Source organism: Isoptericola nanjingensis (assembly GCF_050311635.1).
Classification (GTDB): Bacteria; Actinomycetota; Actinomycetes; order Actinomycetales; family Cellulomonadaceae; genus Isoptericola; species Isoptericola nanjingensis.
In genome coordinates this window covers 309,324-323,149 of the sequence record NZ_JBNOZL010000007.1, presented here as the reverse complement: position 1 = coordinate 323,149, position 13,826 = coordinate 309,324, and the positions used below count along the sequence as shown (strand labels likewise).

General features: G+C 71.4%; 12 protein-coding genes. 6 read left to right on the top strand and 6 right to left on the bottom strand.

Annotated features, from left to right (window positions below; all coding sequences use genetic code 11):
- The first annotated feature begins 82 nt into the window (after window positions 1-82).
- Window positions 83-634 carry a GNAT family N-acetyltransferase gene (locus tag ACQP6G_RS15930; protein WP_429765672.1) on the top strand — a complete coding sequence of 184 codons (552 nt, stop codon included), beginning with the start codon at window positions 83-85 and terminating at the stop codon, window positions 632-634.
- The gene (locus ACQP6G_RS15925) at window positions 631-1,185 is read left to right on the top strand and encodes a GrpB family protein (RefSeq protein WP_429765670.1); all 555 of its coding nucleotides are present in this window, start codon (window positions 631-633) and stop codon (window positions 1,183-1,185) included. Before ACQP6G_RS15930 ends, ACQP6G_RS15925 begins: the two co-directional genes overlap by 4 nt.
- Here the strand turns inward: ACQP6G_RS15925 and ACQP6G_RS15920 are convergent.
- Together ACQP6G_RS15920 and ACQP6G_RS15915 are read right to left on the bottom strand one after the other, a co-directional pair.
- Window positions 1,182-1,844, bottom strand: coding sequence for a GntR family transcriptional regulator (locus ACQP6G_RS15920; protein WP_429765668.1), 663 nt, complete (start codon window positions 1,842-1,844; stop codon window positions 1,182-1,184). The two genes, ACQP6G_RS15925 and ACQP6G_RS15920, sit on opposite strands and share 4 nt — an antisense overlap.
- Complete coding sequence (locus tag ACQP6G_RS15915) at window positions 1,841-2,497, bottom strand: SGNH/GDSL hydrolase family protein (protein ID WP_429765666.1); 657 nt, start codon at window positions 2,495-2,497, stop codon at window positions 1,841-1,843. Before ACQP6G_RS15915 ends, ACQP6G_RS15920 begins: the two co-directional genes overlap by 4 nt.
- A 172-nt stretch (window positions 2,498-2,669) precedes the next feature.
- On the opposite strand from ACQP6G_RS15915, the gene ACQP6G_RS15910 reads away from it, so the two are divergent.
- From ACQP6G_RS15910 to ACQP6G_RS15895, 4 genes are all read left to right on the top strand, one after another.
- Window positions 2,670-6,482 carry an Ig-like domain-containing protein gene (locus tag ACQP6G_RS15910; protein ID WP_429765665.1) on the top strand — a complete coding sequence of 1,271 codons (3,813 nt, stop codon included), beginning with the start codon at window positions 2,670-2,672 and terminating at the stop codon, window positions 6,480-6,482.
- Window positions 6,483-6,587: 105 nt separating this feature from the next.
- Entirely contained in the window at window positions 6,588-7,643 is a 1,056-nt protein-coding gene (gene zapE / locus ACQP6G_RS15905) for a cell division protein ZapE (RefSeq protein ID WP_429765663.1), read from the top strand.
- A gap of 52 nt (window positions 7,644-7,695) precedes the next feature.
- Window positions 7,696-8,346, top strand: coding sequence for a TetR/AcrR family transcriptional regulator (locus ACQP6G_RS15900; RefSeq protein ID WP_429765661.1), 651 nt, complete (start codon window positions 7,696-7,698; stop codon window positions 8,344-8,346).
- Window positions 8,346-8,915, top strand: coding sequence for a hypothetical protein (locus tag ACQP6G_RS15895; protein ID WP_429765659.1), 570 nt, complete (start codon window positions 8,346-8,348; stop codon window positions 8,913-8,915). The genes ACQP6G_RS15900 and ACQP6G_RS15895 overlap by 1 nt, the downstream gene beginning before the upstream one ends.
- On the opposite strand, the gene ACQP6G_RS15890 is transcribed toward ACQP6G_RS15895, so the two are convergent.
- The 4 genes from ACQP6G_RS15890 to ACQP6G_RS15875 all read right to left on the bottom strand — a co-directional run bounded on the left by ACQP6G_RS15890 (window position 8,855) and on the right by ACQP6G_RS15875 (window position 13,800).
- Entirely contained in the window at window positions 8,855-9,784 is a 930-nt protein-coding gene (locus tag ACQP6G_RS15890) for a carbohydrate ABC transporter permease (protein WP_429765658.1), read from the bottom strand. The two genes, ACQP6G_RS15895 and ACQP6G_RS15890, sit on opposite strands and share 61 nt — an antisense overlap.
- On the bottom strand, window positions 9,784-10,788 hold the full coding sequence (locus ACQP6G_RS15885; protein ID WP_429765656.1) for an ABC transporter permease: 1,005 nt from the start codon (window positions 10,786-10,788) through the stop codon (window positions 9,784-9,786). Before ACQP6G_RS15885 ends, ACQP6G_RS15890 begins: the two co-directional genes overlap by 1 nt.
- Before the next feature lie 3 nt (window positions 10,789-10,791).
- Window positions 10,792-12,459 (bottom strand): ABC transporter substrate-binding protein, encoded by a 1,668-nt coding sequence (locus tag ACQP6G_RS15880; RefSeq protein ID WP_429765654.1) that lies wholly within the window; start codon window positions 12,457-12,459, stop codon window positions 10,792-10,794.
- Window positions 12,460-12,591: 132 nt separating this feature from the next.
- On the bottom strand, window positions 12,592-13,800 hold the full coding sequence (locus ACQP6G_RS15875) for an endo-1,4-beta-xylanase (RefSeq protein WP_429765653.1): 1,209 nt from the start codon (window positions 13,798-13,800) through the stop codon (window positions 12,592-12,594).
- Window positions 13,801-13,826: the final 26 nt, after the last annotated feature.

Here is a 13,826-nt window from a genome sequence, read left to right as displayed (position 1 = left end):
CAGGACGGCGAGAATTCGCTACGTCACCTTCGACGAGGTCGTGCGAGGATCCCGACGTGTCGGCGCGACGAGGGAGGAACTGATGTTCGCGAGGTCGCTGGGCGACGATGGCGCGGAGCTGCGGCCGCTGGAGCCGTGGCACGCAGAGGAGCTGCTGGCGACGATCGACCGCGGCCGGGAGTTCGTCGGGCGGTTCATCGGCCTCGCGGACCGGATCACGGACCTCGCGTCGAGCCGGTCGTTCCTCGAGTCGTACGCGCAGAAGGCCGCGACCGACACCGGGCGTCTCCACGGCATCTGGCTGGACGGCACGCTGGTGGGCGGCTTCCTGTTCCGCACGATGGACGTCGCGCAGGGCACGGCCGAGGCGGGCTGCTGGCTGGAGCCGGCGGCCGCGGGGCGCGGCCTGGTGACCCGCGCGGCGCGCGTCATCATCGACTGGGCGATCCGGGAGCGCGGCATCCACCGCGTCGAGTGGTGGGCGGCGTCGGGCAACACGGCGAGCATCGCGGTCGCCCGCCGGCTGGGGATGCGCCGCGACGGCGTGCTGCGCGAGCACCACGAACACCGCGGGGTGCGGCAGGACATCGAGGTCTGGTCGGTGCTCGCGCGGGAGTGGGAGGCCGAGGTATGACCGACGACGGCGTCGAGCTGGTGGGTGGGATCGAGAAGCGCGAGATCGTCCTCGTCGAGCCGGACCCGGCGTGGCCGGCGCGGTTCGCGCACGAGCGTGGGCGCATCGTCGCCGCCCTCGGCCGGGTGGCGGTGCGGGTGGACCACGTGGGGTCGACGTCGGTGCCGGGCCTCGCGGCCAAGCCGATCGTCGACATCGACGTCAGCGTGCCCGACGTCGAGGACGAGGACGCGTACCTGCCCGCGCTGCTCGCCGCGGGGTACGAGCTGCGCGTGCGGGAGCCCGGCCACCGCCTGGTCCGCACGCCGGAGCGCGACGTGCACGTCCACGTCTGCCCGGCGGGCGGCGACTGGGAGCGGCGGCACCTGCTGTTCCGCGACCGGCTCCGGCACGACGCCGACGACCGCGCCGCCTACGCCGCGCTCAAGCGCGAGCTCGCCTCCCGCGACTGGCCGAGCATGAACCACTACGCCGACGCCAAGGGCGGACTGATCGCCGAGATCACCGCCCGGGCGGAGGCGTGGGCCGCCGCCACGGGCTGGCGGGTCTAGCCCTCGTCGTCGAGCAGCGTGCCCGCCGCGTGCGCCTCGAAGAGCGCGGACGCGGCGTCCGGGTCGCCGTCGTCGAGCACGTCGAGCAGGCTGCGGTGCCAGTCCGCGACCTGGTGCCAGTCGCCCGTGAACTCGGGGTCGCCGAGCAGGTGCATGGACCGGAGGCTGGGCTCGATGATGTCCCACATGCGCGGCAGGTAGGTGTTGCCGCTTGCCTCGATGACGGCGCGGTGGAAGCCGAAGTCGAGCTCGCGGAAGGCGGGCAGGTCGGCCGAGTCGACGGCGCCGTGCATCTCGTCGATGACCTTCTCGAGGCTGGAGCGCGTCTCGGGCGCGAGCTGCCCGCACGCGAGCCGGCCGGCCAGCGCCTCGACGGCGACGCGCGCCTGCTTGGCCTGCTGCGCCTCCTCGTCGGAGTACTGCGCCACGAAGTTGCCCTGGTGGCGCACGTGCGTCACCAGGCCCTCGTGGGCGAGGCGCTTGAGCGCGTCGCGCACGGGCGCCTGGCTGACCTGGAGGCGGCGGGCGAGCTGCGACTCGACGAGCTGCTCCCCCGGGGCGAGCTGCGACGTCTTGATCATCGACTTCACGAGGTCGTAGATCTGGTCCGACAGGAGCCCCCGCTCCAGGCCGCTGATCGAGCTGAGCGCGTCCGTCATCCGTGCAGCCTCACGTCGTTCCTCGGGTCGTTATCGACAATCGTTTGTTGGTCGTCAGCGTACGCCGCCAGCCAGGCGTCCGCGATCATCCGGGACGCCGGCGGCGTCGGGTGCACGCCGTCGGGGGCGAGCGCCGCGGCGCCGGCGTCCTGGGCGGCGCGGGTCAGCAGGGCGTGCAGCGGCACCAGCGCGGCCCCGGTCTCGGCGGCCAGCCGCGCGACGACGTCCCGCTTGCCGTCGAGGTCCTCGAGCCAGCCGTGCTGCTCGTCGCGCACGGGCAGCAGGAACGGCTCGACGAGCACGAGCCGCGGGCTGCCCGGCACGCGCGCCAGCAGGCGCCGGTAGGTGGCCTCGAACGCCTCGGCGCTCGTCGCGTCGTCGGAGTCGAAGCGGCGCCACGTGTCGTTGACGCCCACGTACACCGTGAGGACGTCGGGCGCGGTCGCCGCGACGTCGCGCTCCCACCGCTCCTCGAGGTCGACGGCGCGGTTGCCGCCGATGCCGAGGTTGAGCACGACGGCGTCGGGCAGGTCCGCCGCGACGAGCGAGACGTAGCCGTCGCCGAGCGACGCCTCGTCCGCGCGGTCGCGGCCCGCGTCGGTGATGGAGTCCCCGACGAACACGAGTCGATCGGGGGCTGCACTGCTGGTCATGAGCTCTCCTTCGAGTGGCGGACGGGTCCGACCGTAGCGGGTCGGGGCGCCCGTCGCCGCATTGTCAGCGATTATCGATTAATGTAACCTGCGGGTGCTTGACGATCCGGGCGCGCCGCACCCGCGTCGCCCCGAGAACCCCGTGACCACACGAGAGGTCGGAGCACTCGCAATGAAGCGACCACTGTCAGCACTGCTGCTGACGTCCCTGCTCCTCGCAGGGACGCAGACGGCGGCCCACGCCGCACCACCCCCGCCCGCCGGCGCCCACAAGGCCGGCGTCGTCCTCTACGTCTCCCCCGACGGGAACGACGGCGCGAAGGGATCCCAGAAGCGTCCCCTGGCGAGCCTCGAGGGCGCGCGCGACGCGATCCGCGAGCTGTCGAAGGGACAGCGCAAGAAGGGCGTCACCGTGTACCTCCGCGAGGGCACGTACGAGCGCTCGGAGTCGTTCCTCCTCGGACCGGAGGACTCCGGCACCGCGGACGCCCCCATCACCTACGCCTCCTACCCGGGTGAGACCGCGACGATCTCGGGCGGCAAGGAGCTGCCCTACGACGGCTTCTCCCCCGTCACCGACCAGGCCGTGCTCGACCGGATCATCGAGACGTCCGCGCGCGACGACGTCCTCCAGATCGACCTGCGCGAGCTCGGCATCGACGACTACGGCCAGCTCAGCCGGCACGGCTACTGGAAGGCCAACGACGTCAGCACGACGCCGCCGATGGAGCTGTACGTGGACGGCGAGGACATGACCCTCGCGCGCTGGCCCAACGCCGGCGCCGCGAAGGACACCGTCCAGATGAACAAGATCGTCGACCCCGGCCCCACCAAGGACGACGCCGACCTGCAGGAGCGCGGCGGCACGTTCAGCTACTCCTACGACCGCCCGCAGTACTGGGGCGAGGCGAAGGACGTCTGGATGGACGGCATCTTCGGCCAGAGCTGGGAGTGGTCGTACAACAAGATCGAGACGATCGACACCGACGCGCGCACCATCACGCTGCGCTACGGCGAGATGTCGGGGCTGATGAAGACCTGGTACCCCGACTTCCACTTCGCGCAGAACCTGCTCGAAGAGCTCGACGCGCCGGGCGAGTACTACATCGACCGCGACACCGGGATGCTCTACCTGGTGCCGAACGCGTCGTTCCTGGCCGAGCGCGGGGCGCCCGTCGTCACGACGCTGGACGAGCCGATGATCCGCACGGACGGCGCGTCGTACGTGACGTTCGACGACCTGGTCCTCGAGTACGGACGGGCCCTGGGCGCCGTCATCCTCGGCGGCAGCCACGTGACGATCTCGCACAGCGACGTGCAGAACTTCTCCGACGGCGGCGTGTCCATCAACTCACCGGGCCGGTACACCTACGACGGCATCCCGGTGAACCGGGGCGGGCGCGACCACGCCGTCGTCTCCAGCGACATCCGGCACGTCGGCGGCGTCGGCGTCGTGCTGCAGGGCGGGGACAAGACGACCCTGGAGCCCGGCCGCAACCGCGTCGAGGACTCGCACATCCATGACTTCGCGTACTACCACAAGGCGTACAACCCGGGCGTGATGTTCGACGGCGTCGGGAACGTCGCGCGCGGCAACGAGATCAACGACGCGCCGCACCCGGGCGTCATCGTGCACGGCAACGATCACCTGTTCGAGCAGAACGAGGTCTACGACGTCTGCAAGACGTTCCAGGACCTCGGCGCGATCTACATGAACTCCGGCGAGACGCCGCAGCAGCGCGGGCACGTGTTCCGGCAGAACTACTTCCACGACGTCGGCCTCACCAAGCACGGCGTCGAGGGCATCTATGCCGACAACTTCACGTGGGACCTGGAGATCAGCCAGAACGTCTTCGTGGACATGGGCAACGACGCGATCAAGTCCGGCTCGGCCGACTACATCGACGCCACGAACAACGTGTTCGTCGACACGACCGTGCCCTACGACAACTACACGCAGTGGATGGGCGACGGGGAGGGCAACACCGTCGACCGCGTGTACATGCCGAAGTGGAAGAAGGTGTTCGCCGACAACAAGGACTTCGTCGGCACGCCGTACCTGGAGAAGTACCCCGAGCTGGGCCACTTCTTCGAGGACAACCACTACTTCCCGAACAACTCCACGTTCGCGAGGAACGTCGTGTGGAACCCCGACCGCACGCGCAACCCCGACGTCAACGCCGAGGGCGCGCTCGACACGAAGGACCTCCTCGACTACGGGACCGGCGACGACGCCAACTGGGTGGCGGACGCCGACCCGGGCTTCGTCGACGCGGCGAACGGCGACTACACGCTGCGCGACGACGCCGCCGTCTTCGACCAGATCCCCGGCTTCGAGGCGATCCCGTTCGACGAGATCGGCACGGACGGGCACGTCGGCCAGTCGCAGACGCCGGACACCGTGGCCCTGGAGTCGCTCCAGCTGCCCGCGGACCAGCTGGCGGTGACGCTCGGCGACGAGGTGTCGGTGGCCGCGCAGGCGGTGCCGTGGAACGCCACCCAGCAGGCCGTCACCTACACCTCGAGCGACCCGGAGGTCGCGACCGTCAGCGCCGCGGGGATCCTCACCGCCGTCGCGCCCGGCGAGGTGACGGTGACCGCGGAGGCGAAGGCCGACGCGAGCATCCGTGACGAGATGACCGTGACCGTGGCGGCCGGCGACGGCGTGCTGCACTCCACGGACTTCGAGACGGGCGGCAACGGCTGGGCCACCGACCCGAACCGCGCGATCGTCGACGACGGCACGGGCGACCACGTCTACCGGATCAAGAACGGCGCCAACTCCCAGCTCGACCGCTCCTTCACGGAGTACGCGCTCGACTTCACGGTGACGACGCCGGCAGAGGTGCCCGAGGGCGGGCAGATGCTCGTCTACGACCGCACCGGCAGCACGCCGGGCGGGTACGTCCGCTACCGCCACGCGGCGGCCGGCTCGACGTGGACGATCTTCGACTCCGCGTGGGGCACGGTGAAGGAGGTGACGCTGCCCGCGGGCGAGGGGCTCGAGCCCTCCACCCAGTACGACGTCCGCGTCGTGGTGACGGCCGGCGGCGTGCGCGTGCTGCTCGACGGCGAGGAGGTCGTGGCGGGCGCCAACCCGGCGCCCGACGGGGCCGGCAAGGTCGGCTTCTACGTGCAGGGCTTCGCGTCGCTGGACTTCGACGACGTGCGGTTCTCGCTCGTGGGCGTCGACCCCGACGGGCTCACCCTGGCGCCGTCCGAGGCGACGATCGAGCCGGGCGAGACGCACCCGCTCGCGCCGTCGTTCACCCCCGCGGACGCCACGCGCACCGGGCTCGGGTGGACCTCGAGCGACGAGTCCGTCGCGACCGTGGACGCGAAGGGCGTCGTCCGCGGCGTCGCCGCCGGCACGGCCACGATCACGGCGACGTCGACCGTGGTGGCCGGCCTCGCGGCGTCGTCCACCGTGACGGTGCAGGCGGCCGACCACCCCGTGTCGTCGCTCGGCGCCGAGATCCTCGACCCCGCGGCCTGGACGCCGGGCGAGGGGATCACGGTGGCCGACGGCGCGGCCCACCTGGCCCCGCGCGGCGCGTGGAGCTTCAAGCCCCGGCAGTTCGGCGACGAGCTGCTCCGGTTCGACACCTCGGTCGGTGCCTTCAACGGCGGCTGGTTCGGGTTCTCCGTCCGGTCGAAGACCGCCGGCGACCCGGTGTGGACCAACAGCAGCTCGGGCTACCTCGTGGTGATCAAGGAGGACGTCATCGAGATGCAGAAGTGGAGCCCCGCCGTCTTCATGGTCGACACGTTCCCCAACACGGTGATCGAGCCGAACTCGACCCACGAGGTCACGTTCGGCGCCGTCGACGTCGAGGGCGGCACCCGCGTCGTGCTGCGCGTGGACGGCGAGCCGGTCTGGAGCTACCTGGACGACGCGGCCGACAACCCGCTCGCCACGGACGGGTACTTCACGGCCTACCGCCAGGGCCCCGCGGGAGAGATGAGCATCGCGCCCGCGAGCTGACCGAGTCGCCTTCGAGCACGGGATCCGTGTCGCCATCCGCCCGGTTGGCGACACGGATCCCGTGCTCGAAGGGAACTCCTCCTCCCGTCCCCTAGGGTCCTGACCGTGCGGTCGAGAGCGACGTCCCGGGAGACGCGGCGCGTGCGGGCGGCGCTCGACGACGCCACGCACGCGCTCGGCTCGACGCTCGACGACGGCCAGCGCGCCGCCGCGGACGCACTCGCCGCCGCCGGGGCCCGCGTCTCGGCCCGCCGCCGCCGGGGCCGGGGCGTCTACCTGTACGGACCGGTGGGCCGCGGGAAGACCTTCCTCGTCGACGCCCTCCTGGCCGCCCTGCCGGACGACGGCGTCCTGCGGGTGCACGCCTTCGAGGCCGCCCGCCGGCTGCACGCAGCCGTCGCCCGCGAGTCGGGGAGCCCCGGTGCCCTGCCGCGCGCGCTCGCGAGCCTGCTCGACGGCACGCGGGTGCTGTTCCTCGACGAGCTGCACGCCCATGACCCCGGCGACGCGATGATCCTGGCGCGGCTGGTCCGCGAGGCCGTCGGGCACGGCATCCCGCTGCTCGCCACGTCGAACTACCCGCCGGACGGACTGCTGCCCAGCCCGCACCACCACCACCTGGTGCTCCCGCTGGTGCGGTCGATCGTCGAGTGCTGCGACGTGGTCGAGGTGGCGCACGGCGAGGACTACCGCCGCCGCAGCGACCTCGTCGACCGCTCGGGCTGGCGCGCCGGGGCGTGGGCCGTGCCGGGCAGCGCCGCGCAGGTCGCCTCCCTCGGCCTGGCCACCCCGGACCCGGGCGACCGCTTCCTGGTGCGGCTCCCCGCGACGACGCTGCGCGCCCTCGCCGCGGCCGGCCCCGGCACCCCCGAGGGCGTGGTGCACCTGGACTTCGGCGAGCTGTGCGAGGCGCCCACGTCCGTCGGCGACGTCCTCGACCTCGTGGACCGGTTCGGCACCCTCGTCGTGTGGCGGGTGCCCCGGCTCTCGGCGACGACGCCGGACGGGGTGCAGCGGTTCGCGAACCTCGTGGACGTGGCGTGGGACCGCGACGTGCGGCTGGTCATGCTCGCCGAGAGCGCGCCCGACGACGTCCTGGACGCCGAGGTCCGCGACCGCGACCGGATCGCCAGCCGCCTCGCGGCCCTCCCCCGGGTCTGACGCCCGCGAGCCCGCTCTCCCCTCGCGACGTCCTCTGCGCTAGATTATTGGCATGACCGACAATAACGTCGTCGCAGGCCACCGCGGCAGACGCCGCCGGCTCAGCCCAGAGCGCTCCCGCCAGGAGATCCTCGACGCCGCGACCGCGCTGGTGGCCGAGCACGGTCCCGACGCCGTCACCATCGCCCAGGTCGCCGCCGCGGTCGGCGTGACCCGAGGCCTGGTCAGCCACTACTTCGGCACCCACCGCGGCCTGGTCCGCGAGGTGCTGCGCGCAGAGGACGCACGCCACCGCGAGCGCGTCCGCGCCCGGGTCGCGGACGACGCCGGCGTCCCGTACGCCACCCGGATGCTCGACGTCGTGTTCGCGACGCTCGACGACGAGCGGTACCTGCGGCTGTGGGCATGGTCGGCCCTGCACCCCGAGCACGGCGCGCTCGCGACCGACGGGCTCGCCGGCATCGCGGACGTGATGGAGGCGGGCCTGCGCGCGGCGCTGCCCGCGGACCGGGTCCCGTCGCGCGACCGGATCGAGGCGGTGCTGCTCCTCGGGATGTCCGGCGCGTATGGCTACGCGCTGGGCGGGCGGTCCTGGCAGTCGGCGCTCGGTCACGACCCGGGCGACCCCGAGCACGCCACCGCGTTCCGGACCGCGCTCTCGGCCGCGGTGGCGGCGTACCTCGTCGGCGAGGAGGCCGCCTGATGGACAGCACGCTGGGCTCCGTGCTGGACACGGTGCCGCCCCAGGTCCTCGTCGGCCTGGTGACCCTGACGGCGATCGTCCTCCTCCGCCTGCGCCCCCGACCCGTGCGGACCGGGCGCCTGTTGATCGTCCCGGTCGCCGTCATGCTCGTCGGCGCGTTCCTGCTGGTGCCGTGGCTCGCGCTGCCGTCGCCCGGGGGCGCGAGCGCCACGATCGCGGTCCTGGCCGTCGACGTCGTCCTCACGATGGGCCTCGGCGTGGCCCGCGGGGCCACCGTCGAGGTCACCACAGGCCCGACCGGGTCGGTCCGGTTCCGCTACACCGGGGTGACCGTCGCGCTCTGGGCGGTGTCCGTGGCGCTGCGCTTCGAGCTCGCCGACGCGGGCGCGGGGGCCGGCGCGTCCCCGGCCGTCACGGAGGGGAGCATCCTGCTGGCGCTGGGGCTCTCGCTGCTGGTGCAGAACCTCGTCGTCGTCCACGCGATCAGCCGCGCACGCGCCCGCCGCCCTCAGCCCTTGACCGAGCCGAGCATGACGCCGGACACGAAGAACCGCTGCACGAACGGGTAGACGCACACGATGGGGATGATCGTGAGGATCATCGTGACCGCCTGGATGTTGGCCGAGACGGCCTGGGTGGTCGCGCCGACGGCGGCGGCGCCCTCGGACGCCGACGACGACGCCCCCGCGATGAGGTTCCGCATGAACAGCGTGACGGGGAAGAGCTCGTTCTTGTCGAGGTACAGGAAGGCCGAGAACCAGTCGTTCCAGTACGCGACCGAGTAGAACAGCACCATCGTGGCGAGCACGGCCTTCGACAGCGGGAGCACGATGCGGCCGAAGATCCCGAACCACCCCAGCCCGTCGATCTGCGCCGCCTCCTCCAGCTCCTGCGGGAGGTTCTCGAAGAACGACTTCATGACCAGCAGGTTGAAGACGGAGACGGCGCCAGGGAGCACCACCGCCCACATCGTGTTCTTCAGCCCGAGCGACGAGATCAGCACATAGTTGGGCACCAGCCCGCCGTTGAAGAACATCGTGAACACGGCGACGCCGATGAGGACCCCGCGACCGCGCAGGTGCCGCTTGGAGATGACGAACGCGAACGTCGTGGTCAGGACCATCGCGATGGTGGTGCCGACGAGCGTGTAGACGAGGGTGTTGCGGTAGCTGCTCCAGAACAGCCCGTCCTGCGCCATGGCGCGGTAGGTGTCCAGGTTGAACCCGACCGGCCAGAAGCTCACCATCCCGGCCTTGATCGCGCCGGGGCTGCTGAACGACTGCGCGAGCACGGTGACGAACGGGTAGAGCATGAACAGGGACACCACCACCAGCGCCACCGTGTTGAACACCGTGAACGCCCGGTACCCCCGGGTGTCCCGCGCCCCGACGGGCGTGCCGGCGGACCGCACGCTCGGGGACGACGTCGCGCGCTGCATCACCACAGGCTTGCTCCCACCACTCGTCGCGAGATGAAGTTGGCGCTCAGCACCATGACCAGCCCGATGCACGCCTGGAAGAGCCCGATGGCGGCCGCGTAGCTGAGGTTGTTGGACACCAGGCCGACCCGGTAGAGGTACGTCGAGATGACGTCCGCGGTGGAGTACGTGAGCGGGTTGTAGAGCAGCAGGACCTTCTCGAAACCCACGTTGAGGAACGTGCCGATGTTGAGGATCAGCAGCGTGATCATCGTGGGCCGGATCCCGGGGATCGTCACGTGCCACGTCTGCTGCCACCGGTTCGCGCCGTCGATGCGCGCCGCCTCGTACAGCGACGCGTCCACGGTGGTGAGGGCGGCGAGATAGAGGATCGTGCCCCAGCCGACGGTCTGCCAGACCTCCGACCCCACGTAGATCGTGCGGAACCACTCCGCCCGCTGCAGGAACGGGACGGCCTCGCCGCCGAGTCCCTCGATGATCTGGTTGACGGTGCCCTGCAGCGACAGCAGCTGCATGACCATGCCCGCCACGATCACCAGCGACAGGAAGTGCGGCAGGTAGGAGATCGACTGGATGGTGCGCTTGAAGGCCTTCTTGCGCACCTCGTTGAGCAGGAGCGCCAGCACGATCGGCAGCGGGAAGCAGACGAGGAGCGTGAGCCCGCCGAGGATCACCGTGTTGCTGAAGACCTTCCAGAACGTCGGGTCGTGGATGAACATCTCCACGTACCTCAGGCCCACCCACCGCTCGCCGAAGATGCTGCCGCCGGGGCGGAACTGCCGGAACGCGATGACGTTCCCCAGCATCGGCACGTAGCGGAAGACCAGCAGGAACGCCACGGGCAGGACGGCGAGGGCGTACAGCTGCCAGTCGCGGCGCAGGCTCAGCCGCCACGACCGGCGGGCCGGCCTCGACCGGCCCACGTCCGCCCGCGGGGGGCGGGGCGTGGGCCCGTCGAGAACCGGCGCCGGGGCCGACAGCTGCCGGTCCGAGGTCGTGCTCATGGATCAGTTCTTCTCGGCGAAGCGCTGCTGCGCGCCGTTGATCAGGTCGAGGTAGCCCTGCAGGTTCTGCCCCTCGAGCTCGGTGACGTAGTCGTCCCACTCCGCCAGCGGACGGTCGCCGAGGATGAACTTCAGCGTGTTCGTGTCCACCGTGTCCTTGAGCGGGGTGGCGAGCAGGGACGCCTGCTCCAGCTCGGCGTCGTCCAGCGGCGCCGGCGGGAACGGGTCGCGCGGGGTCCTGCTCTCCAGGACGCGGTCCATGTACTCGACGAACTGGTCGGAGTTGTAGGACTCCTTCAGGGCGCGCGACTCGGTGGACTCCGCGAGGAAGGTGGAGAAGCCGAGGTCCTTCGCGAGGTCGGTCTTCGCGTCGGGGTTGATGTTGTACGCGTCGAGCGAGTAGTCCGGGTCGATGGTGATCGTGCCGTCGGCGTCCTTCGTGTACGTCTCGCCCTCGACGCCCCAGCGCAGCATCTCGCGCGCGTCGGGGCTGTAGTACAGCCAGTCGAGGAACTGGACCAGGGCGACGAAGTGCGGGTCGTCCTTGGCCTCGGCGCTGAGCATGAACCCGTGCCAGAAGTTGCGGGGCTCCACGACCTGGCCCGCGGGGCCGCCGGGCGGGGCGATCTGCACGAGCTCGAACTCGGCGTCCGGGTCGGCCTCCTGGAGGGCGAGCTGGAACTCCGCCACGGTGCCGGAGGCGCCGGACGCCGCGTACACCGCGCTGTTCGCCACCTTCTCGGAGAGCTCGTTCACGCTGCCGTCGCTGGTCGTGGTCAGGGTCTCCGGGTCGAGCAGCCCGTCCTCGACGAGCCCGTGGAAGTACTCGACCATCTCCTTGTACCCGTCGGACGTCGCCGCGTAGGTGAACTCGCCGGCCCCCTCGTCCCAGAACGTGCCGTTGCCGAAGCCCCACCCGGCGACCGTGCCGTAGGCGTGCGCCGCGTAGTTGAGCATCGACTGCCCCTCGAACCCGTCGGCGAGCGGCTTGGAGTCGGGGTGCTTCGCCTTGATCTTCTCGAGGGCGACGCGCAGCTCGTCCCAGGTCTCCGGCACTTCGGCGCCGACCTCGTCGAAGACGTCCTTGCGGATGATCATCGAGAACACCGGGACGGACACCTCCTGCAGCCCGGGAACCATGTAGTACTTCCCGTCGTCCTGGCGGAGGTTGTCGATCATGTCGCCGAGGTCCCACTCCTCGACGTACTTCTGGAAGTTCGGCATGAGGTCGACGTAGTCGCTCATCGGGAGCACCGCGCCCGACGAGACGAAGGGCGCGTCCTCGCCGGTGTAGACGAGCGGGATGATCTGGGGGGCGTCGCCGGCACTGATGAGCAGGCTGCGCTTCTCCGTGGCGTCGCTGAACGGGATGTTGGTCGGCTGGAGCGTGACGTTGGTCCGCTTCTCGATCTCGTCGAAGAGCTGCCACGAGTCCTTGATCGGCAGCTCCGGCCAGTCGGTCCACAGGATCGAGAAGTCGACGGGCTCGGTCGCCTTGAACTGCTGGTCGGCGGCGAAGTCGGTCATCGACGCCTCGGTGTTGTCCAGGCCCGCGCCGCCCTCCTCCGACTCGCCGCTGCACGCGGCGAGGAGCAGCAGCGACGACGCCGCGACGGCTGCCGGGACGGCCCGCCACGGGCGGCGCGCCCGCGGTGTCAGATCACCCATCATGTGTCTCCCCTTCGAGAACCCCGGGCCACGTCGCCCGAGCCGACCGACCGTCCGACTGCCCGGTCCGTCTGCGATTTTAGCGTTAAACTAGAGCCCGCCTCCGGGCCCGTCAACCCCCGTCCGTCCGGTGGATCAGGGTGCGAGGCGCAGCTCGACGGCGCGCTCTCCCGCCGCCAGGTCGACCGTCGCCGACGACGCGCCGCAGCGCGCCTCGTACCTGCCGGCGAAGCCCTCCACCTCGATCCGCCCGGCCGCGTCCGTGCGGCCCGGCGTCGGGCCTGTCCACCACACGTCGCGGACCAGGGACCGCAGGGCGTCGTAGGACGGCTTGGGCGTGCCGTCCGCCCGCACGAGCCCCGCCGGGGCACCGAGCCACGCCCCGGCGTCGCCGAGACCCCAGTACGTGATGGACTCGACGGCCGGGTGGGAGACGAGCGCCGAGTAGTGCGCCACCACATCGGCCGCCTGGCGAGCCTCGCCCTCGGGCGTGGACGGCCACCGGGCGACCTGGTGGTCGTTGAGGTCCTCGACGTCGGCCGGCATGAGGTCGCCCGAGACGAGCGTCGTCTCGGTCCAGTGGAGCGGCAGCCCGAAGCGGGCGAACCGGTCGCAGACCTCGAGCAGCCGGTCGGCGCCGCGGAAGCCCTGGTGCATGTGCGACTGCAGCCCGATCGCGTCGACCCGCACGCCCGCCTCGAGCAGCTCCTCGATCAGCCGCTCGTACTCGGGCCCCAGGTCGAAGTCGTTGATCAGCAGGCGCGGCGACGTGCCCGGGCCGCGCGCCTCGTCGACCGCCAGCCGCACCATCTCGACCCGGCCGAGTCGTGCGCACAGACGACTGATCGCGTTGGGGACGCCGTCGGGCTCGTTCGTGAACCGGGGCATGATCACCACCTCGTTGATGGCGTCCCACGTGTCGATCAGGCCGGCGAGGTCGCGCACCTCCCGGCGCACGCGCTCGCGCAGCAGCCGCTCCGCGTCGTCCAGCGGCAGGCGGTCGACCCACGGGGCCTTGACCGTGTGCCACACCAGCGGGTGCCCCTTGAGGCGCACCTCCCGGTCGGCGAACCAGCGCGCCACCTCGGTGAGGTCGGCGAGGGCCGTCTCCCCGCGCCGCGGCTCGTAGCGCCCCCAGTACACGGGCAGGGTCGCCGTGTCGAACAGCCCCAGCCAGAGGTCCTGGTAGCCGGCGTCCGCGCCCGCCACCTCGAAGGCCGCGCAGCCGAACTCGAACGCGTGGCGCACCTGGCGCACCGTGACGTCCTCGTGCGCGAGGGGGCGGCCCTCCTCGTCCGTGAGCGTGACGACGCTCCGGGTGCGGCGGTGGTCGAGGCCGGTCACGCCGCATCCTCCGGCGTGAACGGCAC